We start from the raw sequence: 25142 nt of genomic DNA, 5'->3' as shown, positions 1-25142 counted from the left end.
CACATCAATCACGAATTTCAGGAGTTCATCCCCATGGCAATAATCCTCTGGTGCCTTATCGCCTATATCCTCGGCTCCATCCCGTTCGGCCTGTTCATCGCCAAGACCCTGTGCGGCATCGACCCGCGCGAAGATGGCAGCAGGAATACCGGCGCCACCAACGTAGCCCGGCTGTGCGGCGCAAAGTACGGCATCGCCACCCTGGTGCTGGACCTTGCCAAAGGGTTCGTGCCCGTGCTCATGGCCTCTTACTGGCTTGAATCGAACTTCGCCCTGAGCCTGGTCCTGCTGGCCGCCATCTTCGGCCACGCCTACTCGCTGTTCATGCGCTTCAAGGGCGGCAAGGCCGTGGCCACCACCGTGGGCGCGTTCCTGGCCGCATCTCCCTGGGGAGGCATCATCTCCGCGGCCTTGTGCCTCGGCGTGGTCGCCCTTTCCGGACATGTCTCCATGGGCTCCCTGACCTTTGCCCTGGCCCTGCCGGTGCTCATGATCCTGACTGGCAACTTCGGGCTGTTCCCGGCCGCCGTGGTGGTCATGCTCCTGCTCTTCTGGCGGCACAGGGAAAACATCCGCCGCCTCGCCCGCGGTGAGGAAAATCCCTGGCTGAAACCCAAGGCATAACCATGTCCTCTGACTCGCCCCGCCGGTACGCGATCTACTCGCTCGCCGCGTCCATCACCACCCTGGTGCTCAAGTTCGGCGCGTGGGGCATGACCGGTTCGGTGGGCCTGCTTTCGGACGCCACTGAGTCCATCGTCAACGTGACCGCCGCGCTCATGGCGCTGACGGCCATCACCATCGCCATGCGCCCCGCGGATGACCACCACACCTACGGACATGGCAAGGCTGAATATTTCTCCAGCGGCATCGAGGGAGTGCTGATCATCGTGGCCGCCTGCGCCATCGGCTACGCCTCGGTGGACCGGTTCCTCCATCCCCAGCCCCTGGGGCATCTCGGCCTCGGCCTCGGCCTGGCCTTCCTCTCTTCGGTGATCAACTTCGTCACGGCCCAGATCATGTTGCGTGCGGCCCGGCGGTTCGACTCCATCACGCTGGAAGCGGATGCCAAGCACCTGCTCACCGACGTCTGGACCTCGGTTGGTCTGGTAGCCGGGCTGGCCATCCTGCTCATCACACCCGACTGGCAGGTCCTCGACCCGATCATCGCCTGCATCATGGCCGTTAATATCGTGTTCACGGGCATCAGCCTGCTTCGCCGCTCCATCGGAGGGCTCATGGACGACGCGCTGCCTCCGGAGGAGCTGGACGTCATTGCCGAGGCGATCATCAAGCACCAGGGCCCCGCCGGAAGCTTTCACGGCCTGCGCACGCGCAAGGCTGGCAGCCGCAGGTTTATCGACTTCCATCTGCTGCTGCCCGGCGACACCTCGGTCCTCAAGTCCCACGACCTGTGTGAACTGATCGAGAACGAAATCAAGTCACGCCTCGACCAATCCGAGGTGACCATCCACGTGGAACCGCTGGAATGCGGTTCCTCCTATGACGGGAAAAAAGTCGGCGGCGCGTGCGAACGCACCCTGACAGGCCGTTGTCCGAACGAAGAGAAAGCGTCCTAGAGGACGCCCGTGCCCTCTAGTCCCAGTCCACCCTTTTCAGGATAGCCTCCACCACCGGTTCCAGGCTGGCACGGTCCACCGCGGAGGCGGAGATGCCTTCGGGAAAGACGTTGCGCATGGTCTCGCGCGCTTCTTGGTCCAGCTTGTCCCACTTGTTGAGCACCAGAATGGACGGAATCTCGTCCAGGTCCATCTCGGCGAGAATAGTCCTGACAGCGGCCACCTGCTCCTCCACCTCCGGATGGGAGGCGTCGCAGACAAGCACGAGCAGATCAGCAGATTCCAACTCCTCCAAAGTGGCGCGAAACGCCTCCTTGAGATCCGGCGGCAGCCGTCGAATAAAGCCCACGGTGTCGGTGAGAACCACCTCGCGCTCCTGAGGGAAGCGGATGCGACGGCTGGTGGGGTCCAGGGTGGCGAAGAGCTTATCCTCGGCCAGAACCTTGGACTGGGTCAGGGTGTTGAGCAGGGTCGATTTGCCCGCGTTGGTGTAGCCCACCAGGGAGACGATGGGCAGCCCGGCCTTGGCCCGGCGCTCCCGCGTCTGGGTGCGCCGCTTGCGGACCTGCTCCAACTCCTTCTTGAGCCTTGTCAGGCGGTCGTTGGCGCGACGGCGGTCGATCTCGAGCTTGGTCTCGCCCGGTCCGCGCCCACCGATGCCGCCCATGAGACGGGACATGGCCCTATTCTTACCTACCAGGCGCGGCAGGGTGTACTTGAGCTGGGCCATCTCCACCTGAAGCTTGCCCGAGGCCGATGTGGCGTGCTGGGCAAAGATGTCGAGGATGAGCTGGGTACGGTCCAGAATCTTGCGTTCCGTGACCTCTGCCAGGTTGCGGCTCTGAGTTGGAGATAGTTCCTGATCGAAAAGGATGACCGAGGCGTTGGCCTGGAGGGCCTTGACCTCCAGTTCGGCCAGCTTGCCTTTGCCCATGATGAACTTGGGGTTGTGCTTGCGCACCCGCTGGATCATGGTCCCGGCCGCGGTCAGCCCGGCGGTGTCGGCCAACTCGCCCAATTCCTCCAGGGAAAGCTCCTGCACCGGTCTGGGGGTATTGTCCACGCTGACCAGCAGCGCCCGGTTCTCGTCGGACTCCAGCCCCTGTCCGTCAGCCTGGCGGGAGAATTCGTCCTCCAGGGCCTCCACCATTTGCCCGAGGTCCAACTCCATGCGGTCCCATCGGACCGGATCGAAAATTTCGTAGCTGCGATCATCGGGATTGGGCGGCAGCAGGTGCGCGGTCTGGGCGGCCTGCGGGAATCCGTCGGCCACCGTCAGCACGGTGACCGAATCGAGGCGCAGGAAGACCATGTCCATGAGGTCTTCCTGGGAGAGCTGCTCGTCGTTCAGGTGAGTGTGTAACAGCCGAAGCCCGCGCAACCGCCCTGAGCTCATTCGTGCACGCGGCAGCTCCGGGATGTAGATGGCCCGGTTGTCGCCCACCAGGACCATGGCCACCTTGCCTTGCCGGTCGACAAGCAGAGCGAGCTGGCGGCCCGTATCTGTAGAAAGCTCGGCCAACTCGCGCGCCTGCTCGTTGGTGTAGTTCCCGTCCGCCGGGAACTGACGCTGATAAAGGCGCGACAGACGCTTGATCTGATTGGGCTTCAACCCCTGGAGGTTGCCCTTGGGCTTCTGGGCGATGACTTTGCTCCGTCGTTAAAAATAAAGGCAAGTACTATCGCGATAGTACTTGCCTTTCAACAATTTTCAAATCAATCACGCCGAGGAGTTCCTGTGGGGAGTCCCTCCGCAGTACAGTGCCGAGAGCGATGTTCCCGGGCGACTATTCGGGCTGGCCTGGACGAGCCTCGAGCTACGCTTCGTTCTCGCTCAGATACTTGGTGATCATCGCGTCGTATTCGCTGGTGAGCTTGAAGGTCAGCGCCGCCATCTCCTTGCGGAAGGCCAGGGAAAGACCGCCGTTCTCTTCGATCTCCTTCTGGACCACCGGGTAGTACTTGGGGTCGGGAACCACGCAGATGGAGTGGAAATTCTTGGCCGTGGCGCGCAGCATGGTGGGCCCGCCGATGTCGATCTGTTCCACGGCAGCCTTGAGATCCAGCCCTTTGGCCACAGCGTCGGCGAAGTTGTAGAGATTGACGCAGATGAGATCGAACGGCTCGATGCCGAACTCGCGCAGGGTCTCCATGTGGCCGGGATCATCCTTATCGGCGAGGATGCCGCCGTGGATGTTCGGGTGCAGGGTCTTGACCCTACCGCCGAGGATTTCTGGAAAATCGGTGATATCGCTGACCGAGGTCACGGGCAGCCCCGCCTCGGAAAGCATCTTCTTGGTGCCGCCGGTGGAAACCAGCTCGCATCCGTTATCGACCAGGAAACGACCGAAATCGGCCAGACCGGATTTATCGGTGACCGAAAGGATCGCTTTTTTGACAGGCAACAGTTCCATTATGCACCCCTCGCTAGATGTTTTGAGAGGGAGTGCCAGATTTGTGTACGGAAGGCAAGCGGCGAGACGCCCTCTCCCCCGGCAGGTAAGAGCCAAGGCTGATTTCCCGCCCCACCCGCCGAAACGGACGGAGCGGGAAATCAACGGGGAGGGGAGACCTTTGTTAGGACTGGAGCGTTTCCAGCATTTCGGAGGCGGCTTCAAAGTCCGGGTTCATTTCGAGAATCTTCTCAAGCTGTTCCCGTGCCGCGTCCTTCTGGTCGAGGCAGATGAAGCAGCCGGCCAGGGAGTAGCGCACTTCGTGCTTGGCCGGGTCGATCTCGAGATGCGCCTCGAGATACGGAACGATCTGCTCCACGCGCTCCAGTTCATGGCCGAGCCTGATCAGGGAATACAGGGCGACCATGTTTTCGGGATTCATCTCGATGGCCTCGGAGAACAGGGAGAAGGCTTCCTCCTTTTCTCCGTTTTCCATGCGGATGAGCGCAATCCCGGAAAGACTCTTGTCGGACGGTTCGATCTTGTGCGCCTTCTGATACATGACGATGGCGTCATCCAGGTCGCCCCGTTGCACAGCCACCGTGGCCAGGCCCAGGTAGGGGTCGGGATGGATGCCGTTGGAGCTGACTGCCTTCTTGTAATACTCTTCGGCCTTGTCCAGCTCACCCATGAACAGGTAGCATTCACCAAGTTCCTTGTTGATTTCGTAGTCGAGATGTCCACTCATGACGTTCCCCTCCATTTCTCCTTTACCCGGAAGCCGGGCTGAAAAGATGTCTGCTGGCCATGCTTGGCCCGCAATCGTGAAAAGCAAGGAGTATGCCAGACCGTTTTTTTCCGACCTGTCACCAGATACACTACTCCAACTAATTCCAATAAAATCATAAAGATATTCTCTTAAAGCCTCAATCTAAACGGATTGAGTGGCTGAAACAGAATATCGCCCAGTCAGTCCAGATAACGGCACATTCTGCCCCTTGCTTCGCCAGCAAACACCACACCCACCCCGCACGAGCGCCAGTTCTTGACCCACCTTCTGTCAGTATAATTCTTCTACATTTATTTCAATATGTTACTCAGTTGGAACACTAGTTGCTATGCTTCAGGCGTGCCCGGTGCAATCCATAGCCGCAACCGGGTCGAAACGGAAGAAAACCCAGGAGGATCAAGGCATGCGAGGCATTTTTGAAAGCCACATACAATTGACGTCGAAGGTCATGGACATGCGGCTGGAACGTCAAAATCTCGTCATGGGAAACATCGCCAACGTGGACACGCCGGACTACAAGGCACGCCGCCTGGAGTTCGAGGACAAACTGCAGAGCGCGCTGAACCAGAACGCTCACGGCAAGATGACCCGCACCGAACAGAACCACATGCCCGCCGCATTCGAATCGGGCACGTTCCAGGGCGACTCGCTGCGGGACTTCAAACCACGCCATATCTACGGCGACGATGCTATCGACCTGGACAAGGAAATGACCGTCATGACCAAGAACGGCATGATGTACAACGCCCTCGCCCAGATCATCCAGAAGAACTTCCAGGGGATGCAGAAGGTCATCCAGGAGGGGAGTAAGTAATGGACTTCATGACCGCAATGGATATCAGCGCATCCGGCCTCAAGGCCCAGCGCACGCATTTGAACGTCATTTCCATGAATATGGCGAACATTCGCACGACCAAGACTATGGAAGGCGGCCCCTACCGCCGCAAGTCGGTCTCCTTCGAAGCCACGCCGGTCTACTCCCCCTTCGACACCGCCATGCAGAACCAGCTCAACCGGGAACTCAACGGCGTCAAGGTCCTCGGCGTCACCGCCGACCAACGCCCCTTCCGCCAGGTCTACGAGCCGGACCACCCCGACGCCAACGATCAGGGATACGTCTTCTACCCCGACATCAACGTGGTTGAGGAAATGACCAACATGATGTCCGCCACGCGCGGATACGAAGCCAACGTACAGACCATAACCGCCGTAAAGCAGATGTTCACCCGGGCGCTGCGAATCGGCATGTAGGAGAGGAATCATGGTCGTCAAATCCGTCGCCATCAACGCGTACCAGAGCGCCATGGACGCACGCCGCACGTCGGTGGACTCCAAGGTTACCCAGTCCCTGAAGAAGGCCCCCACCCCGGTCAAGGATTTCTCGGATACGCTGAGCGAGTCCATCAAGGGCGTCAACGATCTCCAGACCGAGAAGAAGCAGATGATCCAGGAGTTCGACTCGGGCAAGACCCAGAACGTCCATGAGCTCATGATCTCCCTGCAGAAGGCCTCTTTGACCATGCAGATGACCGGCGCGGTCCGCTCCAAGCTCATGTCATCATACCAGGAAATCATGCGCATGACCTTCTAGGTCAGGCCAAGGACGCAACAACCAACCGTAACAAGTATCCGGGAGAGAAACGATGCCTCCGTCCGTTGCCGAATTCTTCACCAAAGTCACTGGATTCTGGACCGACCGCACCATGTCCCAGCGCATCCTCATCGGCGGGCTGGCCCTGTCGGTGATCCTGGCCTTCGGCCTCATGATCTATTGGATGAACAAGCCGGACTACAAGATCCTGATGACCAACCTCTACCCAGAGGATGCCAACCGCGTGGTCTCCATGCTCCAGGCGGAAAAAATCCCCTATCAGCTCGAGGAGAACGGCAAGACCATCATGGTCCCGGCGGACCGCGTCTACGACCTGCGCCTCAAGGTGGCCGGGGAAGGCAACCTCCACGGCCAGGGCATCGGCTTTGAAATTTTCGACGACGTGCAGATCGGCCAGACCGACTTCGTGCAGCACATCAACTACCAGCGCGCCCTCCAGGGCGAACTGGCCCGGACCATCACCGAGTTCCCGCAGGTCACCAAGACCCGCGTGCACCTGGTGCTGCCCCAGAAGTCCCTGTTCATCGAGGAACAGATGCCGCCGTCCGCGTCCATCGTCCTGCAGCTCAAGGACGACGGCAAGCTGGCTCCCAACGAGGTTCAGGGCATCGTCAACCTGGTGTCCATGGCCGTAGAGGGCCTCGATGCCAAGAACATCACCGTTACCGACATGAAGGGCCGCCCGCTCTATACTCCCGAGGACGACTCCACCGGGCTGGCCATGTCCAACACCCAGCTCGAATACAAGGCCGGAGTCGAAAACAAGACCCAGCGCCGAATCATGGAACTGCTCGGCCCCGTGGTCGGCCCGGGCAAGGTCGTCGCCCGCGTCAACGCGGACCTCGACTTCAGCCAGAAGACCATCCGCAAGGAATCCTTCGACCCTGACGGCTCGGTAGTCCGCTCCGAGACCCGCAGCGAGGAAAGCACTGCCGGCGCGGCCAACCTGGCCGGTGGCGAACCCGACGCCAACTTCCGAGGCGACGGCTTCACCGGCACCCGCACCACCCAGGACTCTACCCGCGAATCCCGGACCACCAACTTCGAAATCAACAAGCAGGAAGAAAATATTGTCGCCCCCGTTGGCGAGTTGCAACGGCTCACCGTCGCGGTTATCGTGGACGGGACGTGGCAGGTCAACGAGGAGACCGGCGAACAGATCTATGTCCCGCGCACGGCCGAAGAGCTTGAACGCATCCGGAACCTGATCGCCAATGCCGTGGGCTTCGACTCGGCGCGCGGCGACACCATCGAGGTGTCCAACATCTCCTTCGGCGAACCCGACCTCTACGGCCAGGAATCGCTGATGCGCACCATGCTCGAGTACGCACAGCGGCTCGGCAAGCCGTTCCTCAACGGCCTCCTGATCTTCCTCTTCCTGGTCCTGGTCGTCCGCCCGGTGGTCATGGCCCTGATCAGGCCCCGCGTGGCGGAGCAGGAGATCGAGGAAATGGCCGGCCTGCCCGGTGCAGAGCGCCTCGCCCTCGAGGAAGAGGACGTGGACGAGGAAGCCATGGACATGTCCAGGCGCCTGGAAAACGCGAAGAATCACGCGGTGCAGCTGTCCGACGAGAACATCGATCAGGCCGTGCACCTGCTCAAGACCTGGCTCACCCAGGAGGAAGGTGCGTAAATGGCCGACTTCACCGGACCCCAGAAAACCGCCATCGTGTTGCTCGCCCTGGGCGACAAGTTCACGGCGGAAGTATTCAAGCGGATGGAGCGCAACGAGATCGCGGCCGTATCCAAGGCCATGCTCACCACCGACTCCATCCCCCGGGAACAGGTGCTCGAGGTACTCAAGGAGTACAACGAGGCCCTGGCCTACGGCGCGGAACTGCTGGTGGGCGGTGCGGACCAGGTCAAGCGTCTGCTGACCAAGTCCCTGGATTCCGAGACGGCCAAGTACATAATGGACTCCCTGGAGCTGGACACCGGCCCCACGCCGTTCCAGGAGCTGGAGAACGTCAGCCCGCGCATCCTGGCCCAGATCCTGCGCAACGAACACCCGCAGACCCTGGCCCTCATTCTCGGCCACCTGCACCCGGACCAGGCCGCGGACCTCATCTCCCACCTGCCCGCCGGCGTGCGCGCCGAGGTGCTCATGCGCCTGGCCAAGCTGGAAGCGGTTGCGGAAGAGATGCTCATGGAAGTGGACAAGGTGCTCCAGAGCCAGCTCATCGCCATGGGCGGCAAGGAAGGCAAGAAGGTGGGCGGCGTCCCGGCAGTGGCCGAAATTCTCAACGCCGTGGACCGCAACACCGAGGAGGAGGTCCTCTCCGAGATCGAAGAGGAATCCACCCAGATGGCCGAAGATATCCGCAACCTCATGTTCGTGTTCGAGGACATCAAGGGCATCGACGACGTGGCCATCCGCGAGCTGCTCAAGGAGGTCTCCAACGAGGACCTCACCGTGGCGCTCAAGGGCGCGTCCGACGAGCTCAAGGAGAAGTTCTTCAAGAACCTGTCCGAGCGCGCGTCCACCATGATCAAGGAAGACCTGGAAATCATGCCGCCCAAGAAGCTCTCCGAAGTCGAGGCGGCACAGCAGAATATCGTCAAGACGGTCCGTCGTCTGGAGGACGAAGGCAAGATAGTCATCAGCAGAGGCGGCAGCGATGTCTTTGTCTAAATCACCATCCCCCAAGTATACCGGCAAGGTGGTCATGGGCATGACCACGCCCGGGCCCGACGAAATGACCATCCAGGAGCTGGAAGGCAAGCGGAGGCTCATGTGGGACGACTCGACCAACGAGGAGTACCTGGAGCGGGTCAAGGCCAAGGCCAGAGAGAAGGCCAAGGAGATCATGGTCCTCGCCGAACTGGAGGCCGAAGCCCTGCGCGCCACGGCCCGGCACGAAGGATATGAGGAGGGTCTGAAACAGGCCCAGGCCGACCTGGAGGCGCATGCGAACCAAATGTCCGCCGAGGTGGAGAACATCCTGAGCCAGATCGGCGCCCAGGGGTCCAAGGTCTTCGACGAGCGACGCAGGGACATCCTCAGCCTGATCAGGCTGGCCGTCGAAAAGACGCTCAAGATCGAGATGAGCGAATCCCGGATCGCCTCGGTGGAGGCGCTCATGACCGAGGCCCTGGAACGCATCGAATCCCAGCGGGAGCTGATCGTCAAATGTTCGCCGGATGACGCCCCGGATCTGGAGATCTTCATCAAGAATATTCAGGAGCGCAACCCGGCTCTGAAGTACTGGACGGTCAAGGGCGACCCCACCCTGGCCGATGGCGGCATCCTCCTGGAGAGCGCCGACGGCATGGTGGACAACTCTGTGGCCTCCCGCTGGCGCGGGGTAGAGCCCATCCTCGACCAACTGGCCGAACAGCTCGTCAAGCCGGAAGGAGCATAGCGCGTGTCGCGGCTCGGACTGCTTCAGGAACTCGACCCCTGCCAGACCTTCGGCAAGGTCACCAAGGTGGTGGGCCTCATCGCCGAGGGCAAGGGCATCAAGGCTCCCCTCGGATCGGTCTGCTACCTGCTGCCCGGCACGGGCGACCCCATCCCGGCAGAGGTGGTTGGTTTCCGCGACGGCGCGTGCCTGTTCATGCCCTACTCCGCCCTGCGAGGCATCGGTCCCGGCTCCCTGATCCGCAATGCGGCCACTCCGCCGCTCATCCCGGTGGGACAGGCCATGCTCGGCCGTGCTGTGGACGCCTTCGGGGAGCCTCTGGACGGCAAGGGGGAGATCGTTCCCGAGGCCTACGCCCCGCTGCACCGCGACCCGCCCAACCCGCTGGAGCGCCCCCGCATCAACGAGCCCCTGGATGTGGGCATCCGCGCGGTCAACTCCCTGCTCACCCTGGGCAAGGGCCAGCGCGTGGGCATCATGGCCGGTTCGGGCGTGGGCAAGTCAACCACCCTGGGCATGATGGCCCGCTACACCAAGGCGGACATCAACGTCATCGCCCTGGTGGGCGAGCGCGGCAGAGAGGTGGTGGAGTTCATGGAGCGCGACCTCGGCCCGGAGGGCATGGCCCGGTCCGTGCTGGTGGTCGCCACCTCCGACAAATCGCCGCTGATCCGCATGCGCGCAGCATACGCGGCCACTGCGGTGGCTGAATATTTCCGTGATCAGGGCAAGGACGTCCTGCTGATGATGGACTCGGTGACCCGTTTCGCCATGGCGGGCCGGGAAGTGGGCCTTGCCGCCGGCGAACCGCCCACCCGAGGCGGCTATACGCCCAGCGTCTTCGCCCACCTGCCACAGCTCCTGGAACGCGCAGGCAAGGCCAAGACCGGCTCCATAACCGGCATCTACACGGTGCTGGTGGACGGCGACGACTTCACCGAACCCATTGCCGACTCCACCCGCTCCATCCTGGACGGGCACATCGTGCTCACCCGCGAACTGGCCGACCTCGGCCACTACCCCGCCATCGACGTGCTCAAATCCGTCAGCCGTCTTCGCTCCGACATCACCTCGGACCAGGCCCAGGCCGACGGCCGCGCCCTGCTCAGGCACATGGCCACGTTCAAGAAGGTGGAGGACATGGTCAACATCGGCGCGTACCAGAAAGGCGCCAACGCCGAGGTGGACAAGGCGATCTCCATGGTCGGCCCCATCAACCGCTTCCTGCGCCAACTGGTGGCAGAACAGGAGCCGCTGGAGAGCGCCATGGCCAAAATGCACGAACTGGTGGGCGGCGAACCGCAACAGCAGGGCCAACAGCCGCAACAGGCACAGCAACCCCGCCAGCCCCAACAGGCCAAGAACGGCCAGCGTCCCAGGCAGCAGGCCAAGCCCCAGAAGCGAAACGTGGTCAAGCAGGTGCCCATCCCGCCATCGGATATTCCGGTCAACCGGAAGTAGCAGAAAGCCGTCCAGACATTTCCCTATGGGCTTCAAAAGAATGCGCCCGAAAACCATTACGCAACAACGGGCAACCGCCATTGGCGGCAGCCGCGCATAGGCATACAGCTCGAATTATAACCTAGATAATACCGTGCAGGGGGCCGCCCTTGGCTCCGAGGGCATCCACGCGCTTCTCGGCCTCGGGGTCCGGCTCCAGGGGCGGAGCGTGGTAGGTCTTGAGCCTTGCGTCGATGACCATGGCTGTTTCCGCACCCCAATGCTTGGCATGGGTGAACCCGTTCACGCCGTAGATGTCGGTGGCCGGGTCCGAACGGGTGAAGGTCACCCAGAGGAAATTGTCCCAGTCCGTTGCCGTGAATCCGGCGTCGTCCGCCACTACGATCATGGGGAAGCCCTCCACGCCCTTGGCCTTGACCAGTGCAGCGGCCAGCCGCTCCATGGCCGGGTCCTGCTGGTCCCGCTTGCGCCTGTGCTTGGGCCCCTTGATGACCAGGATGCCCGGGGCGAACACCTGCGGATCGCGGAAACCGCGCGGCAAATCCATGCCCGAGGGCATCTCCACGGAGAGCGTGCGCTTGGGCGCGCCCGCTGCGGCGAAGAGCAGCTTTGAGCCCTGGTTCAGGCTGATGCCGGAATAATCAAGGGTGTCGATGGTCGTCCGGGTGATGAAATGAAGGTCTCGCGTCAGGTCGACCCGCTCCAGCATGTGCCGGAAGAAGGCGGGGATGTCGTGGCAATTGACGCCATGCTCCAGGTCCTCCCGGGCCGCGATAAGCACATACTTGGAAAGCGAAGTCTGGGTGTTGCCGAGCAGGGCCATGCCGTTGGTCAGCAGCTCCTGGGGCTGGCGCTCCCCGGCATAGGGCACGTAGCGCTCGCTGCCCACGGCCAGGAGCAGCGGGTGCACGCCCGCCGCGTCCACGGCGTGGACCTCGTGCACTCCGGAAAACACCGACGGCACCAACTCCGCCGTGAGCTCATGAATGAAGTCCCCGAACAGGGTGTCCTCCTGGGGCGGGCGGCCCACCGTGGTGAACGGCCAGACCGCGTCGTCGCGATGATACACCGCGTCCACCTTGAGCACCGGAAAGTCATGGGTCAGGCTGTAATAGCCCAGATGGTCGCCGAACGGCCCCTCGGGCTTTTCCGCGCCGGGCATCACCGTACCGCAGATGCAGAAATCCGCCTCCGCCGGGATGGGCAGTCCGCCCTCGCGCCGGACCATGGGAATGCGATGCCCGCCCATGGCCCCGGCAAAAAAGATTTCGGCCAGCCCCTCGGGCAGCGGCATGACTGCGGCCAGGGTCATGGACGGAGCCCCGCCCACGAAGATGTTGACCTTGAGCGGCGCACCCTTCTCAAGAGCCTGGGCGTGATGGTGCCCGATGCCCCGGTGAATCTGGTAGTGCAGCCCCACTTCCTCGTCGCGCAGGTAGTCGTTGCCCGAAAGCTGCACCCGGTACATGCCGAGGTTGGACCCGGCAAATCCGGGCTCGGCAGGACTCTCGGTGTAAACCTGGGGCAGGGTTACGTAGGCCCCGCCGTCCATGGGCCAGGAGACCAGCTGCGGCAGGCTGGAGACCGACGTCACGTTTTGCATGACCGGACCGGTGGATACCCGCTTCGGGATGGTGTGATACGCGGTCAGGGGCGCGCCGAGATACTGCCACGGACGCTTGAGCGCCTCCATGGGGTTCAGCTTGAGCTTCATAAGCCGCCGGACCGTGTCCACGGTGTCCCGGAAGAGGAAATGCATCCGCTTCTTCGTGCCGAACAGGTTGGCGGCCATGGGGAAGCGGCACCCTTTCACATTGGTGAAAAGGAGCGCAGGCCCACCGGCCCGAAACACCCTGCGCTGGATGGCGCCGGCGTCAATGCGTGCGTCAACCGCCGCGTCGATGCGGATCAGTTCGCCTTCGGCCTCGAGCGCGTCAAGGCACTGCCGAGTATTCTTGTATCCCATTGAGGTTCCCCCACGAGTCGTTGGCGAGTCAATCTAGACAAAGTGGCGGGAAAAGTTAAGGGGAGATTGGGAGCAGCGGGGAACCTCGTGTACGTGCAGGCTACTGTCTTGCCATCTGCGGCGGCACCCAGACGCATTCATAGTGCGCATGAGTCAACGGATCGTGCTCGATGCTCAGGTCGCCGTCCATGGGCTTTAGGTGTTTGAACCCGAGATTGCGGCACGTGTTGCAAAACACCTTCGGGTAGTTGCAGACCAGGCAATACGGGCGGTAGTCATCACAGGTGACGGCGTTCCAGGGCCGCTTGTGGCCCAGTATGCATTTCTTCCTGTGAAATACACACTCCTGACAATTGTTTGACATAATTACCATTTTACGCATGTATAAAACCTCCAAGGCAGGTAATCCCTCAGTTTATGAGACAAGCACATCCCCCGCCCAGTTGGTATTATAATGTTACTCTCCTCCGTCGCTTCAGGTTATTTTTCCAAAAACAAAAATACAACTTACCGAGATTACTGATATCCTTTTTCCGGGCATATTCGCCAATTGACACCAACCGTCCATGTGCTAGGAATTCTCTCGAGCAAATCATACCCGGAGGAGAAGAATGCCCCTGATGGAATGGGACGAAAGCATGGCCGTCCACGTGGACGAACTGGACGATCAGCACAGACAGTTGATCGCCCTCATCAATGAGGCCTACGACGCGGTGCGGCGGCATGACGAGCACAAGCGCGCCGAACTGGTCGACAAGATGGCCCGCTACGCGCGGCTCCACTTCGCCACCGAGGAAGGCTACCTGATGCGCTACGGCTATCCGGAGATCGAGGCGCACAAGGCCCTGCACGCCAAATTCAACGCCGACGTGGATGAGTTCCGCAGGAAGATGCTGGAGAAAACCAACCTCTCCCAGATATTCGTCTTCCTGAGCCGCTGGCTCATCACGCACATCATGGACGAGGACCGCAAATACTCCATGTTCATGCCCAAGGAAGAGAGCCACGCCGAGGAGTAACCAGAAGCATTCCTGATCCGGTGGCCCGGAATCGATATATAAGAAAAGGCCCGCGTACCGATGGTACGCGGGCCTTTGTTTTCTGTGGCGGGCTATACAAGATTCGAACTTGTGACCTCTTGCTCCGGAGGCAAGCACTCTATCCAACTGAGCTAATAGCCCGCAGATCGCCGGGAATAACCTGATCACCGCGTTGCTTTGTGGGAACCAGACCCTTGCGTATCGGAATACGCTGCGGCCCTGCTTCCCACTCGCGCCTAGCGCTAAGGGCATTCCCGGCGATCTGCCGTCAAACGGCTTTCCCCTTGCGCTTGGACCTTTTTCGCCAAGCTGCCCCCGAAATGACGATCGGGGCGGGGAAGGAAGTAGCTATACTTCACCCACTTCTTTGTCAAGGTTATATGATATTGAACGAAAGCGAAACCGGAATGTTTCTCCGGCACAGGGGAATGGCCTTGCGGGAAAGCCGGATGGCAGCGTATGAATGGGGAATCGAAACGACAACGCAAACGAGCCATCAATGGAAATCAAACGAATCATACTTGCCGTGACCGGCGCAAGCGGTTCCCTGTACGCGGCCTCCCTGGTCAAGGCCCTTGGCGGACGAGAGGACGTGGAGTTGCACGTCGTCATCTCCGATGCGGCCAGAAAGGTACTCGAACTGGAAACAGACATGACGACCGACGCGCTGACCGCCGGAGCCCATGCGGTACACGACGAGCGCGACATCGCGGCCCCTCCCGCCAGCGGATCGTGGCGGCACCACGGCATGGTCGTCTGTCCCTGCTCCATGGCCACACTGGCAGCCGTGGCCACCGGCGTGGGGAACAACCTCATCCAGCGGGCCGCGGACGTGACGCTCAAGGAGCGCAAAAAGCTCGTCCTGGTTCCGCGCGAGACGCCCATGAGCGCCATCCACCTGCAAAACATGCTGGCCGCGGACCGAGCCGGGGCGATCATCCTTCCGGCCTGCCCGGGGTTCTACCACCGGCCCGAAACCATCGGCGACCTGGCCGACCACCTGGCAGGCAGGATTCTGGACCAACTCGACATTCCCCACGACCTGTTCCCGCGCTGGGGAGAATAGGAGGCAATCATGGAGATCACCTGGTTTGGCCATTCCAACTTCCGGCTGGCCACCGGAGAGACCACCCTGCTCATCGACCCGTTTTTCGAAGGCAACCCTTCCGCGCCGGTCACCTATGAGGACATCGAGGCGTGCGACATCATCCTGGTCACCCACGACCACGGTGACCACATCGGCCAGACCCTGGAACTGGCTCAAAAACACAACGCCAAGGTTGTGGCCATCTTTGACCTCATCCAGGCGCTGATGCCCAAAGGACTGTCTGACGACCTCGCCGTGGGCATGAACATCGGCGGCACCGTTTTCCTCGACGGCATAGCCATCAAGATGGTCCAGGCCATGCACTCCTCGATCACGGGAGTGCCCGTGGGCTACATCCTGACCTTCCCCGACGACACCTGCGTATACTACTCCGGCGACACCGGCCTGTTCGGCGACATGGGCCTGTTCGCGGAATTCCACGACATAGACATCGCCATGTTGCCCATCGGCGGGCACTTCACCATGGACGCCCGGCAGGCCGCCTACGCCTGCAAGCTGCTCAAATGCGACACGGTCATCCCCATGCACTGGGGCACCTGGCCGCTTCTGGACAGCAGCACCAAGGAATTCGCCGAACGACTGGCCATGATGGCACCGGACACACGGCTGGCCGAACTGAAGGTGGGGGTTCCCACCGAAATCTGACCGGGTGCGCAGCCCTGCCAACGCAGGGGATAGCGGAACAAGTCACAAGAGAATCCCCGTCGCGCTGTTTAGCATGCGAAGGGGATTCTTTTTAAAACAGATCAGTAAGCAGGCCTTTCTCAGCCACCTACCCCTTGCGGGCCTTTTTCAGCGAAAGCAACGCCGCATGAATCTGCTCGCCTTTCTTCCGCCCTACGCCTGGGAGTGCGCGGAGGTCGGCTGCATCCGCCTCCAGCATGGCGTCAAGCGAGCCGAACCGATCCCACAGGATGCGCGCAGTCTTGGGTCCGATGCCCGGCAGCGAAGTCAACTCGCTGGAAAGCACGGCCTTCTTGCGCGCCTTGCGCTGCCTGCCAAGAACGAAGCGATGTGCGGTGTCACGGACCATTTGCAGGAAAAGCAGTTCCGCGCCGCCTGACTTGAGCGGCATTGGGTTCTTGCGGCCCGGACGAAATATCTGGTCGTCCAATTCCCCCGCCCGGCGCGACGGTCCCTTGGCGATGGCCGCCAACTCCCAGCAGGATTCAAATTCCTCGTCAGCACACTCGCCCAATGCCGCCTCCACGGCTGACAACTGGCCGCGTCCGCCGTCGATGAGCACCAGGTCAGGCCAGGGAGGCCCGGACTCAAGTCTCCGCCGCGTCCACGCCGCCAGCGCAGCATAGTCATCACCCGAGCCCTCCAGGTCCGGAAACGAGTAGACCCGCGAGGCCTCCTTGTTCCGACGGCCTTCCTCAAAAACCACCTGGCCCACGCGCATGCCCGTGCCCCCCAGATGGGAGGCGTCGATGCACTCGATGCGCAACGGCTCCTGCCGAAGCCGCAGCACCTTCATCAGCCTCCGGGAGATGGTGTCCTTGTCCTGCCTGGCCTGACGGGCCACGGAACGGGCAATCTCCAGCAGCTTCTTCTCCTGGGTTGACTGGGGGGGCGCAATGCGCACCGGAGCCGCCCGCCGCTCGGCAAGCACCTCGGCCAGCGCGCCATCCTCGACGTCGTGTGGGGCGATAATGACTGACGGGATGAACCGTCCCGTGCGGTAATACTGCAGCAGGAAACTCTCCAGGACCTCCGGCCCCTCGTCCAGAGTCAGGCCGGGCCAGAAGAACTGTTTTTCGTCCAGCAGGCGCCCGCGGCGCACGAAAAGCAGCCCGAGTCCCAGGCCATTCTCGTTTTCACCGAGGCCGATAACGTCTCGGTCGCGGTTGTCGTGAATAACGGCCACCTGGCCCTCCACGGTCTTCTGCACGGCCCGAATCTGGTCACGGCAGGCGGCGGCCAGCTCGAACTCCAGCCGCTCCGAGGCCTCCTCCATACGCCGACGAAGCATCTCCACCAACTCGCCGGACTTGCCCGAGAGGAGCATCTCCACCCTTCGGACCTGGTCCATATACATTGTATGGTCCACATCCTTGACGCAGGGAGCCAAACACTGGTGGATGTCGTGATAGAGGCATGGCCTGACGCGGTTCCTGAAAACATGATCCGAGCACTTGCGCAGGGGAAAAACCTTGCCGAGCAGTTTCCAGGTGGCCCTGGCCGCGGCCGCCGAGGTAAAGGGGCCAAAATAGACCGAACCGTCTCGGGTCACCTTGCGGGTGATGGAAAGCCGAGGGAACCGCGACTGCTTGTCGAGCCGGAACAGGACGTACTGCTTGTCATCCTTGAGCACCACGTTGTAACGGGGCCGGTGCTTTTTGATCAGCCCGTTCTCCAGGAGCAGAGCCTCCTTCTCGGTGCCAGTCAGGAGTATGTCCACCTGCCGGACATTGGCCACCAAAGCCCGGGTCTTGGGTGTGTGCCCGGCGTTCTTCTGGAAATAGGAGGCTAGCCTGCGTCTGAGCCGCTTGGCCTTGCCCACGTAGATGATCCGCCCACGCGCGTTTTTCATCAGATAAACGCCGGGCGAATCCGGATAGTCGGAGGAAATGAAGGTAAATGTCTCACTCATGGCGTAGGGGTATATATAGCATGGAAGACCATGCTCCGCTAAGGGGTATTTATGGCCTCCGTCAGGCCCTTCCGAACGCGAAAACGCACCCCTTATCGGAGCGGCAAAAATTTTGTACCCACCCCACTCAGCTGTGTGGTTTTTTTTCAACGCTTTTTTTTCAAACAGCGCACACAGACAAAATACAGTTCTCCACAGCGTCAACTGTATTAATTAAAAATATATTTATAACAGTTAGTTAGATGATATCGGCACACTTCTTAAGTTAAACTTTTTTGACGGTATAAAAATTTTTACCAACCGTTATTTTTTTGCCCCAACCCCTTGTCAAAGCCCCCATCCCTGAGGTAAAGAGGTTTCCAGTTAAGGCGTTAACTCTAGTGATAACCGCAAAAAAAGGAAGACAACAATGAAACGTCTCATCATGCTCGCAGTTCTGTGCGCCTTCGTGCTCAGCGCTGCTGCTGCTTCCGCTGCCGACTTCAAGGCCAGCGGCCAGTTTGTTAACGACGCCATGTGGCAGTCCAACTGGAACTTCAAAGACAAGGGCGCCAAAGACAACGACTCTCGCGTGTTCAACGTGAAGCAGCGTATCGACATCGTCCTCGAGTTCATCGCCAGCGAAAACCTGAAGGCCGTCATGTACACCCGTACTCAGGGCCTCTGGGGTTCCGACTACTCCGTCGATGGTGACACCTACACCGGCGCCACCGGCATCGGCCTGCGCCGCGCTTACATCGACTTCAACTGGCCTGACACCTCCATCAACATCAAGTCCGGTTACATGGGCCTGTCCCTGCCGACCGCTATTGGTGGTGGTTCCTTCATCCTCGACGGTGAAATCGCCGGTGCCATGGTTTCCGGTCCGATCACCGACAACGTCTCCTTCCTGGCCGGTTACGCCCGCGCCTTCGACGAGAACACCGCTGGTGAGAGCCAGGTCGACGCTTACGTCGCCGCCCTGCCCATGGCCTTCGACGGCTTCTCCCTGCAGCCGTTCGCCATGTACGCCAACGTTGGTAAGGGTCTGAGCGGCAACGAAGTTGACACCAACCTGCCCAACCTGGCTTCCCTGAACGCCACCAGCTCCACCACCACCGACGAGTACGACGGTGCTTACTGGCTCGGCGCTGCCTTCACCATGGACCTGTTCGATCCCTTCGTCCTGAAGGCCGACCTGAACTATGGTAAGGTGCAGGCCAAGAACGACATCAACGAGCGTTCTGGCTGGCTGTTCGACATGGCCCTCGAGTACACCGGTCTGGATTACATGACCCCCGAAGTATTCTTCGCCTACACCACTGGTGAAGACGGAAACGCCTCCAAGGGTTCCGGCGACTCCGAGCGTATGCCTTTCCTGTCCGCCTCTAACTGGGCTCTTGGTTCCTTCTTCTTCGGTGGTGACACCTTCCTGCAGGGTTCCATGGGCGATCGTAGCAAGTACCTCGGCTTCTGGGCCCTGGGCGCCTCCCTCAAGGACATCCAGTCCTTCGCTGAAGGCCTGACCCACACCGCCACCATCATCTACGCCAAGGGTACCAACGACAAGGAAATCGGCACCGCCTACTCCGAGTCTTACGGCAACGTTGCTTACGGCAGCACCCTGACCGAGAAGGACAGCCTGATCGAAGTGGACTTCAACACCTACTACAAGCTGTACGACGAAATGACCATCGGTATGGAACTTGGTTACCTGAACCTGGACACCAAGGAATCCGTCTGGGGCGCCGACCAGAAGGGCGGCGACGCCTGGAAGATCAGCACCGGTCTGGTCTACAAGTTCTAAGCTTGTATAACGACTTAGCTTCTAGCTAAATCTTCACCTGAGTGACGCCGAGGGCCGGGGAGTGCAAACCCCGGCCCTCATTCTTTGGCTTTCCGCCCTCCCGGCGGGACTCGACTTTTGAAACGGTGTCGGCTATACCAACTCCCCTTGGCGGGCCGCTCCGTCTCCCTTTCCCGCCCGCCGGAACACCAGCCCACAGAGGTACACCATGCCCTGTAGAGAATTGACATATACCGATAGCAACGACTGGCCCGCCATCACCCAGTGGCTGGACCAACGCAAAGACCCGGACACCAACGTTGACGGCACCGTCAGAGAAATCCTGGAAGCGGTAAAGCAACGCGGTGACGAGGCCCTGGCCGAATACACGGCCCGCTTCGACTGCCCCGGCTTCACGGCGGACAAGCTCCGTGTGCCCAAGGAAGCCATCGAGGCTGCGCTGAAAGAAATCCCGGAAAGCGATGTGGCCATCCTCGAGGAAGCCATCGCACGAGTTCGTGATTTCCATGAAAAACAAAAGGAAAACTCCTGGTGGACCACGGCTGAGGACGGCACAATCCTCGGACAAATGGTTCGTCCCGTGGACCGCGTCGGCCTCTACGTACCCGGTGGCCAGGGCGGTGAAACTCCGCTCATCTCCAGCCTGATCATGAACGCCATTCCGGCGCAGGTTGCGGGCGTGGAGTCCATCGCCGTGACTTCGCCCCCCCGCAAAGACGGCACCCTGAATCCCTACATATTAGCGACAGCCGCCCTTCTTGGCTTGGACGAAATCTTTCTGACCGGCTCCGCTTGGGCTATAGGCGCACTGGCTTTCGGCACCGAGCTCATTGCTCCCTGCGATGTACTCGCCGGACCGGGCAACATCTTTGTAGCCACAGCCAAGTCCCAGCTCATCGGGCAGGTCGGCATCGACATGGTGGCCGGCCCCAGCGAAATCGTCATCCTGGCCGACGAGTCCGCCAATCCGGCCTGGATGGCTGCGGACATGCTCTCCCAGGCTGAACACGATCCACTGGCCGCTTCCATCCTGGTTACGCCCGACGCCGAGTTGGCCGCCAAGGTCAAGGCCGAGCTGAAGACCCAGTGCGATGCCCTGCCCCGTTGCGCCATTGCGGGTGACTCCCTGAACGGATGGGGGGCCATCATCACCGTGCCGGACCTTGAAACAGGCACAGAGCTGGTAAACCTGCTTGCCGCCGAGCACTTGGAGTTGGCCGTGAGCGACCCGTGGGCCCTGCTCGGCTCCATCCGCCACGCAGGCGCCATCTTCATGGGGCACAACTCCCCCGAGCCCGTGGGCGATTACTTCGCCGGTCCCAACCACGTACTGCCGACCCTGCGCACGGTGCGCTTCTCGTCCGCCCTGTCAGTGCAGAACTTCTGCAAGAAATCCAGTGTGATCGCTGCAAGCCCCAGCTATGTCACCGAGCACGGCGACAAGATCGCCAGACTGGCCCGACTGGAAGGCCTCGAAGCCCACGCCCGCAGCGTGGAGTTCCGCAAGCAGCGGTAGAAATCACGTTCGACAACCAACGCCAGCACATTGCATTACCTATAGGAGAGAGACAATGGCCGTTCTGGAAACCAACATCACCGAGTATCCCCTCATCTCCAAGGGCAAGGTCCGCGACATCTACGCCATCGGCGACGACAAGCTGCTCCTGGTCACCACGGACCGCATTTCCGCCTTTGACGTGGTCATGCCCGATCCCATCGAAGACAAGGGCAAGGTCCTCAACCAGATCACCCTGTTCTGGATGGATATGATGCAGGACCTGACCCCGAACCACATCATCGCCACCAACGTGGACGACTACCCGGAACCGCTGCACAAATACAAGGCGGATCTTCAGGACCGTTCCGTGCTGGTCAAGAAGGCCGCCCCCCTGCCCATCGAGTGCATCGTGCGCGGCTTCATCACCGGCTCCGGCTGGAGCGACTACCAGAAGACCGGCGAGGTTTGCGGTCACAAGCTGCCTGCCAACCTCAAGGAATCCGATATGCTGGAGACCCCGCTCTTCACGCCCTCCACCAAGGCCGATCTGGGTGATCATGATGAAAATATCACCCTGGAACGTGCCGCCGAACTCATCGGCGAGGACATGATGCGCAAGGTCGAAAAGCTTGCCCTGGACATTTACAGCCGCGCCCGCGACTACGCCAAGGAGCGCGGCATCCTTATCGCGGACACCAAGTTCGAATTCGGGATGCTCGACGGTGAGCTTATCCTCATCGACGAGGTGCTCACGCCGGACTCCTCCCGGTTCTGGCCCATGGACGGCTACAAGCCGGGGCAGTCCCAGCCCAGCTTCGACAAGCAGTACTTCCGCGACTGGCTCATCGAAATCGGCTTCAACAAGCAGCCCCCGGCTCCCCATATCCCGGAAGAAATCGCGGCCCAGACCCGCGCCAAATACATGGAAGCCTACAAGCTGCTTACCGGCAGCGAACTCCAGGTGTAGGTGTCGCCTCGCCCCTCCCCTCGCCCTTTACAAACCAAGGGAACTTCGCAGGGACTCAAGGGCAAAAGGCTCAAACACCGGAGCAGGCAGTCAGCAACATCCCAAGAGGTAACAAATGCACGAATGGTTGCAGCTTATCGGATTGTTCCTCGTTGCCTTCCTGGTCAGTCGAATGATCAGGGGCAAGTTCGGCGGCGGGGGATGAGGTCCCGGAAAGGACCAATGCGGCTGGACGCCGCCGGAAAAAGATGATGAAAAGAAGTAGCGGTACGGGAGGGGGGTGCCCGGCTTGACAGGCGCACCGTTTCAATCTATGAAACCCCTCTTGCCTTGCTCTCTCCGTTGTTGGAGAGGGCCAACGACCAAAAGGAGTTATGAAAATGGCTAACAATTACGAGACGCTCGTCCTCCTGTCTCCCGAGTTGGCTGAGGAAAACAGGAAAGAAATCCTGGGCACCCTCACCGCCATCGTGGACCGGGAAGGCGGCAAAATGGTTGAGACCGACGACTGGGGCATGCGCCAGCTGGCCTACCCCGTCCAGAAGCAGACCCGCGGCTACTACGTTCGCCTGGTCTTCGAAGCCCCCGGTGCGCTGGTGGCCGAACTGGAACGCAACATCCGCATCACCGACGGCATCTTCAAGTTCATGACCGTCAAACTGGCTGCCTAGGAGGTCCAACCATGGCATTTCGCAAAAAATTCACCCCTCGGAAGAAGTTCTGCCGCTTCTGCGCGGACAAGGAACTCCCCCTGGATTACAAGCGCCCCGATATCCTTCGTGATTTCGTCACCGAGCGCGGCAAGATCATTGCCCGCCGCATCACCGGCACCTGTGCAAAGCACCAGCGCCGCCTGACCAACGAAATCAAGCGCGCCCGTCAGATGGCCCTCCTGTTCTACACCACCGTTCACAGCACTGATGTGAAAAAGCGTAGCTCCATCTAAGGGAGGATGACCAAATGAAACTTATCCTTCGCGCTGATGTCGACGCTCTGGGTCGACTCGGAGACATCGTTACCGTCAAGCCCGGCTTTGGCCGCAACTACCTGATCCCCCAGGGACTTGCCAAGCCCGCCACCAATGCAAACCTCAAGGCTTTCGAGCTGGAGCGCCGCAAGCTCCAGGAGCAGGCCGATTCCCTGCGCGCCCAGGCCGAAGGCATGGCCGCCAAGATCGCCGCCACTCCGGTGGAGATCGAAGTCCGCGTCGGCGAAGGCGACAAGCTGTACGGCTCCGTCACCACCGCCAACATCGGTGACGCCATGGAAGCCGCCGGCATCGACATCGACCGCCGCAAGATCCTCCTGGCCGAGCCTATCCGCTCCCTGGGCGAGTTCGAAATCGAAATCAAGCTGCACCCGGATGTGCGCGGCGAACTGAAGCTCGCCGTTGTCCGCCACGGCGGCCCCATCGAGGAAGAAATCGTCGAAGAAGAGGCTGTCGCGGAAGAAGCTGCCACGGAATCCGTAGAGACCGATGCCGCAGAATCCGAAACCGCCGAGGCCTAGATCAGGCCGATTTGACACCAATCCGGAAGAGGCCCTGGAAAGGGCCTCTTCCGATCTCTTACGCAAACTCCCCCCCCAGAATCTGGAAGCCGAACAGGCCGTCCTCGGCGGCGTGTTCCAGTCCAACACCATGTTCCATGAACTGGTGGACATCGTCGATGCAGACGATTTCTATTCTCCCGCGCACCGGACCATCTTCCAGGCCTTCATCGATCTCTACAACAAGCAGAAGCCCATCGACCTGGTCACGGTCAAGGACTACCTGGAGTCCACCGGAACCCTGGAGACCATCGGTGGGCCGGTCTATCTTTTCGAACTCGCGGACTCTGTGGTCAGTTCGGCCAACGCCCGGCACCACGCCAAGATCGTGGCTGATAAGTCCATTCTCCGAAAGCTCATCGACGCCTCGTCCAACATCATCACCAACTGCTACGAAGCCAGCGACGTGGATGAGCTGCTCGGCCAGTCCGAGAAGGAAATCTTCAACATCGCCCAGTCCCAGGGCACGGCCAACCAGCTCGATTCCAAGCGACTCCTGGATCGGGTCTTCGAAGACCTGACCAAGAAATACGAGAACAAGTCGGCCATCACCGGCATCGCCACCCACTACCACGACTTCGATGGCATGACCGCCGGACTCCAGAACTCGGACCTGATCATCATGGCCGGCCGCCCCTCCATGGGTAAGACCGCCTTCGCCCTGAACGTGGCCCTGCGCGCGGCGGCCCGGTCCGACACACCCACCGTAATTTTCTCGCTCGAAATGTCCATGGAGCAGCTCATGACCCGTCTGCTGGCCGTCCAGGCCAAGGTCGGGCTCCAGAACCTGCGAACCGGCTACCTCGAGGACCAGGACTGGCAGAAGCTCTACGAAGCGGGCGATGTCCTGTCACAGGCCCCGCTCTTCATCGACGACACTCCGGCCCTTTCCACCCTGGAACTCCAGGCCCGCTGCCGCCGCCTCAAGGCCGAGCACAACCTTGGGCTGATCATCATCGACTACCTCCAGCTCATGCGAGCATCGGGAAGGACCGATTCCCGCGAACAGGAAATCTCCGAAATATCCCGATCCCTCAAAGCCCTGGCCAAGGAGCTCAACGTCCCGGTCATCGCCCTGTCTCAGCTCAACCGCAAGGTTGAGGAACGTACGGACAAACGCCCCATGATGTCCGACCTCCGCGAGTCCGGCGCCATCGAGCAGGACGCGGATATCATTATCTTTCTCTATCGTGATGCGGCCTACAACAAGGCCGAGGACAACCCGCTCAAGAACCACGCCGAGATCATCATCGCCAAACAGCGTAACGGCCCGGTGGGCAAGTGCGAACTCTTCTTCAAGAAGGAGTACACCCTGTTCGAGAACATGGATGTCACTCCCTATCCCTCCGAACTCCCCGAAGGAGTCTGATCCCCTCCCGCCGAAGGCGCGATGGGACTTCCAAAGGGTCATAGCTCTTTGGCCGCCGGAGACGAC

At 60.8% G+C, this 25142-nt stretch carries 25 protein-coding genes and 1 tRNA gene; 19 read left to right on the top strand and 7 right to left on the bottom strand.

Features of this window, described 5'->3' with window-relative positions; all coding sequences use genetic code 11:
• The first annotated feature begins 33 nt into the window (after positions 1–33).
• Positions 34–624, top strand: coding sequence for a glycerol-3-phosphate 1-O-acyltransferase PlsY (plsY, locus tag GM415_RS11010; protein WP_158948118.1), 591 nt, complete (start codon positions 34–36; stop codon positions 622–624).
• Between the two features lie 2 nt (positions 625–626).
• Positions 627–1580: a cation diffusion facilitator family transporter gene (locus tag GM415_RS11005; RefSeq protein ID WP_158948116.1), complete on the top strand. Its 954-nt coding sequence runs from the start codon at positions 627–629 to the stop codon at positions 1578–1580.
• Positions 1581–1596: 16 nt separating this feature from the next.
• Here the strand turns inward: GM415_RS11005 and hflX are convergent, their stop codons facing one another.
• From hflX to GM415_RS10990, 3 genes are all read right to left on the bottom strand, one after another.
• A complete protein-coding gene (gene hflX, locus GM415_RS11000; RefSeq protein ID WP_158948114.1) occupies positions 1597–3192 on the bottom strand; it encodes a GTPase HflX in 1596 nt (531 codons plus the stop codon).
• Between the two features lie 205 nt (positions 3193–3397).
• Positions 3398–3994, bottom strand: coding sequence for an IMP cyclohydrolase (locus GM415_RS10995; RefSeq protein ID WP_158948112.1), 597 nt, complete (start codon positions 3992–3994; stop codon positions 3398–3400).
• 163 nt (positions 3995–4157) lie between these two features.
• Positions 4158–4721: a tetratricopeptide repeat protein gene (locus tag GM415_RS10990; protein WP_158948110.1), complete on the bottom strand. Its 564-nt coding sequence runs from the start codon at positions 4719–4721 to the stop codon at positions 4158–4160.
• Positions 4722–5166: 445 nt separating this feature from the next.
• Here GM415_RS10990 and flgB point away from each other — a divergent pair, with 445 nt between their 5' ends.
• From flgB to GM415_RS10955, 7 genes are read left to right on the top strand one after another with little or no spacing between them, the layout of a single operon-like run.
• Positions 5167–5577 carry a flagellar basal body rod protein FlgB gene (gene flgB / locus GM415_RS10985; protein ID WP_158948108.1) on the top strand — a complete coding sequence of 137 codons (411 nt, stop codon included), beginning with the start codon at positions 5167–5169 and terminating at the stop codon, positions 5575–5577.
• Positions 5577–6014 carry a flagellar basal body rod protein FlgC gene (gene flgC, locus GM415_RS10980; RefSeq protein ID WP_158948106.1) on the top strand — a complete coding sequence of 146 codons (438 nt, stop codon included), beginning with the start codon at positions 5577–5579 and terminating at the stop codon, positions 6012–6014. The genes flgB and flgC overlap by 1 nt, the downstream gene beginning before the upstream one ends.
• A 10-nt stretch (positions 6015–6024) precedes the next feature.
• Positions 6025–6354: a flagellar hook-basal body complex protein FliE gene (fliE, locus tag GM415_RS10975; protein WP_158948104.1), complete on the top strand. Its 330-nt coding sequence runs from the start codon at positions 6025–6027 to the stop codon at positions 6352–6354.
• A gap of 52 nt (positions 6355–6406) precedes the next feature.
• The gene (gene fliF, locus GM415_RS10970) at positions 6407–8008 is read left to right on the top strand and encodes a flagellar basal-body MS-ring/collar protein FliF (RefSeq protein ID WP_158948102.1); all 1602 of its coding nucleotides are present in this window, start codon (positions 6407–6409) and stop codon (positions 8006–8008) included.
• Positions 8009–9007: a flagellar motor switch protein FliG gene (gene fliG, locus GM415_RS10965; RefSeq protein ID WP_158948100.1), complete on the top strand. Its 999-nt coding sequence runs from the start codon at positions 8009–8011 to the stop codon at positions 9005–9007.
• Positions 8994–9737 (top strand): FliH/SctL family protein, encoded by a 744-nt coding sequence (locus GM415_RS10960; RefSeq protein ID WP_158948098.1) that lies wholly within the window; start codon positions 8994–8996, stop codon positions 9735–9737. Before fliG ends, GM415_RS10960 begins: the two co-directional genes overlap by 14 nt.
• Before the next feature lie 3 nt (positions 9738–9740).
• Complete coding sequence (locus tag GM415_RS10955) at positions 9741–11198, top strand: FliI/YscN family ATPase (RefSeq protein WP_158948096.1); 1458 nt, start codon at positions 9741–9743, stop codon at positions 11196–11198.
• Between the two features lie 121 nt (positions 11199–11319).
• Here GM415_RS10955 and GM415_RS10950 read toward each other — a convergent pair whose 3' ends face one another.
• Together GM415_RS10950 and GM415_RS10945 are read right to left on the bottom strand one after the other, a co-directional pair.
• Positions 11320–13164, bottom strand: coding sequence for a UbiD family decarboxylase (locus GM415_RS10950; RefSeq protein ID WP_158948094.1), 1845 nt, complete (start codon positions 13162–13164; stop codon positions 11320–11322).
• Between the two features lie 100 nt (positions 13165–13264).
• Complete coding sequence (locus tag GM415_RS10945) at positions 13265–13546, bottom strand: hypothetical protein (RefSeq protein WP_158948092.1); 282 nt, start codon at positions 13544–13546, stop codon at positions 13265–13267.
• Between the two features lie 229 nt (positions 13547–13775).
• Between GM415_RS10945 and GM415_RS10940 the strand changes: the two genes are divergently transcribed.
• Positions 13776–14183 carry a bacteriohemerythrin gene (locus GM415_RS10940; protein ID WP_158948090.1) on the top strand — a complete coding sequence of 136 codons (408 nt, stop codon included), beginning with the start codon at positions 13776–13778 and terminating at the stop codon, positions 14181–14183.
• An 85-nt stretch (positions 14184–14268) separates the two neighbouring features.
• Here GM415_RS10940 and GM415_RS10935 read toward each other — a convergent pair.
• Positions 14269–14345 (bottom strand) — tRNA-Arg (locus GM415_RS10935).
• A 358-nt stretch (positions 14346–14703) separates the two neighbouring features.
• On the opposite strand from GM415_RS10935, the gene GM415_RS10930 reads away from it, so the two are divergent.
• Positions 14704–15270 (top strand): UbiX family flavin prenyltransferase, encoded by a 567-nt coding sequence (locus GM415_RS10930; protein ID WP_158948088.1) that lies wholly within the window; start codon positions 14704–14706, stop codon positions 15268–15270.
• A gap of 9 nt (positions 15271–15279) precedes the next feature.
• Entirely contained in the window at positions 15280–15957 is a 678-nt protein-coding gene (locus GM415_RS10925; RefSeq protein WP_158948086.1) for a metal-dependent hydrolase, read from the top strand.
• Between the two features lie 127 nt (positions 15958–16084).
• Here the strand turns inward: GM415_RS10925 and uvrC are convergent, their stop codons facing one another.
• Complete coding sequence (uvrC, locus tag GM415_RS10920; RefSeq protein ID WP_158948083.1) at positions 16085–17908, bottom strand: excinuclease ABC subunit UvrC; 1824 nt, start codon at positions 17906–17908, stop codon at positions 16085–16087.
• A gap of 409 nt (positions 17909–18317) precedes the next feature.
• On the opposite strand from uvrC, the gene GM415_RS10915 reads away from it, so the two are divergent.
• The 7 genes from GM415_RS10915 (at position 18318) to dnaB (ending at position 25076) form a co-directional block, all read left to right on the top strand.
• Positions 18318–19694: an outer membrane homotrimeric porin gene (locus tag GM415_RS10915; RefSeq protein WP_158948081.1), complete on the top strand. Its 1377-nt coding sequence runs from the start codon at positions 18318–18320 to the stop codon at positions 19692–19694.
• 208 nt (positions 19695–19902) lie between these two features.
• The gene (hisD, locus tag GM415_RS10910; RefSeq protein WP_158948079.1) at positions 19903–21210 is read left to right on the top strand and encodes a histidinol dehydrogenase; all 1308 of its coding nucleotides are present in this window, start codon (positions 19903–19905) and stop codon (positions 21208–21210) included.
• A 55-nt stretch (positions 21211–21265) separates the two neighbouring features.
• Positions 21266–22159, top strand: coding sequence for a phosphoribosylaminoimidazolesuccinocarboxamide synthase (locus tag GM415_RS10905; RefSeq protein WP_158948077.1), 894 nt, complete (start codon positions 21266–21268; stop codon positions 22157–22159).
• Positions 22160–22539: 380 nt separating this feature from the next.
• Positions 22540–22830: a 30S ribosomal protein S6 gene (rpsF, locus tag GM415_RS10900; RefSeq protein WP_158948075.1), complete on the top strand. Its 291-nt coding sequence runs from the start codon at positions 22540–22542 to the stop codon at positions 22828–22830.
• A gap of 11 nt (positions 22831–22841) precedes the next feature.
• The gene (gene rpsR, locus GM415_RS10895; RefSeq protein WP_158948073.1) at positions 22842–23105 is read left to right on the top strand and encodes a 30S ribosomal protein S18; all 264 of its coding nucleotides are present in this window, start codon (positions 22842–22844) and stop codon (positions 23103–23105) included.
• A 14-nt stretch (positions 23106–23119) separates the two neighbouring features.
• Positions 23120–23668: a 50S ribosomal protein L9 gene (rplI, locus tag GM415_RS10890; protein ID WP_158948071.1), complete on the top strand. Its 549-nt coding sequence runs from the start codon at positions 23120–23122 to the stop codon at positions 23666–23668.
• Positions 23637–25076, top strand: coding sequence for a replicative DNA helicase (gene dnaB / locus GM415_RS10885; RefSeq protein ID WP_158948069.1), 1440 nt, complete (start codon positions 23637–23639; stop codon positions 25074–25076). The genes rplI and dnaB overlap by 32 nt, the downstream gene beginning before the upstream one ends.
• The last annotated feature ends 66 nt before the right edge of the window (positions 25077–25142 follow it).

Origin of the sequence: Pseudodesulfovibrio cashew (genome assembly GCF_009762795.1) — a bacterium.
Lineage (GTDB): Bacteria > Desulfobacterota > Desulfovibrionia > Desulfovibrionales > Desulfovibrionaceae > Pseudodesulfovibrio > Pseudodesulfovibrio cashew.
This window is presented reverse-complemented; position numbering and strand designations above follow the sequence as displayed.

Bases quoted from the DNA above. Each gene is read 5' to 3' on its own strand.
- plsY (WP_158948118.1), top strand. From the start codon at position 34: ATGGCAATAATCCTCTGGTGCCTTATCGCCTATATCCTCGGCTCCATC.
- GM415_RS11005 (WP_158948116.1), top strand. From the start codon at position 627: ATGTCCTCTGACTCGCCCCGCCGGTACGCGATCTACTCGCTCGCCGCG.
- GM415_RS10995 (WP_158948112.1), bottom strand. From the start codon at position 3,994: ATGGAACTGTTGCCTGTCAAAAAAGCGATCCTTTCGGTCACCGATAAA.
- GM415_RS10990 (WP_158948110.1), bottom strand. From the start codon at position 4,721: ATGAGTGGACATCTCGACTACGAAATCAACAAGGAACTTGGTGAATGC.
- flgB (WP_158948108.1), top strand. From the start codon at position 5,167: ATGCGAGGCATTTTTGAAAGCCACATACAATTGACGTCGAAGGTCATG.
- flgC (WP_158948106.1), top strand. From the start codon at position 5,577: ATGGACTTCATGACCGCAATGGATATCAGCGCATCCGGCCTCAAGGCC.
- fliE (WP_158948104.1), top strand. From the start codon at position 6,025: ATGGTCGTCAAATCCGTCGCCATCAACGCGTACCAGAGCGCCATGGAC.
- fliF (WP_158948102.1), top strand. From the start codon at position 6,407: ATGCCTCCGTCCGTTGCCGAATTCTTCACCAAAGTCACTGGATTCTGG.
- fliG (WP_158948100.1), top strand. From the start codon at position 8,009: ATGGCCGACTTCACCGGACCCCAGAAAACCGCCATCGTGTTGCTCGCC.
- GM415_RS10960 (WP_158948098.1), top strand. From the start codon at position 8,994: ATGTCTTTGTCTAAATCACCATCCCCCAAGTATACCGGCAAGGTGGTC.
- GM415_RS10950 (WP_158948094.1), bottom strand. From the start codon at position 13,164: ATGGGATACAAGAATACTCGGCAGTGCCTTGACGCGCTCGAGGCCGAA.
- GM415_RS10945 (WP_158948092.1), bottom strand. From the start codon at position 13,546: ATGCGTAAAATGGTAATTATGTCAAACAATTGTCAGGAGTGTGTATTT.
- GM415_RS10940 (WP_158948090.1), top strand. From the start codon at position 13,776: ATGCCCCTGATGGAATGGGACGAAAGCATGGCCGTCCACGTGGACGAA.
- GM415_RS10930 (WP_158948088.1), top strand. From the start codon at position 14,704: ATGGAAATCAAACGAATCATACTTGCCGTGACCGGCGCAAGCGGTTCC.
- GM415_RS10925 (WP_158948086.1), top strand. From the start codon at position 15,280: ATGGAGATCACCTGGTTTGGCCATTCCAACTTCCGGCTGGCCACCGGA.
- uvrC (WP_158948083.1), bottom strand. From the start codon at position 17,908: ATGAGTGAGACATTTACCTTCATTTCCTCCGACTATCCGGATTCGCCC.
- GM415_RS10915 (WP_158948081.1), top strand. From the start codon at position 18,318: ATGAAACGTCTCATCATGCTCGCAGTTCTGTGCGCCTTCGTGCTCAGC.
- hisD (WP_158948079.1), top strand. From the start codon at position 19,903: ATGCCCTGTAGAGAATTGACATATACCGATAGCAACGACTGGCCCGCC.
- GM415_RS10905 (WP_158948077.1), top strand. From the start codon at position 21,266: ATGGCCGTTCTGGAAACCAACATCACCGAGTATCCCCTCATCTCCAAG.
- rpsF (WP_158948075.1), top strand. From the start codon at position 22,540: ATGGCTAACAATTACGAGACGCTCGTCCTCCTGTCTCCCGAGTTGGCT.
- rpsR (WP_158948073.1), top strand. From the start codon at position 22,842: ATGGCATTTCGCAAAAAATTCACCCCTCGGAAGAAGTTCTGCCGCTTC.
- rplI (WP_158948071.1), top strand. From the start codon at position 23,120: ATGAAACTTATCCTTCGCGCTGATGTCGACGCTCTGGGTCGACTCGGA.
- dnaB (WP_158948069.1), top strand. From the start codon at position 23,637: ATGCCGCAGAATCCGAAACCGCCGAGGCCTAGATCAGGCCGATTTGAC.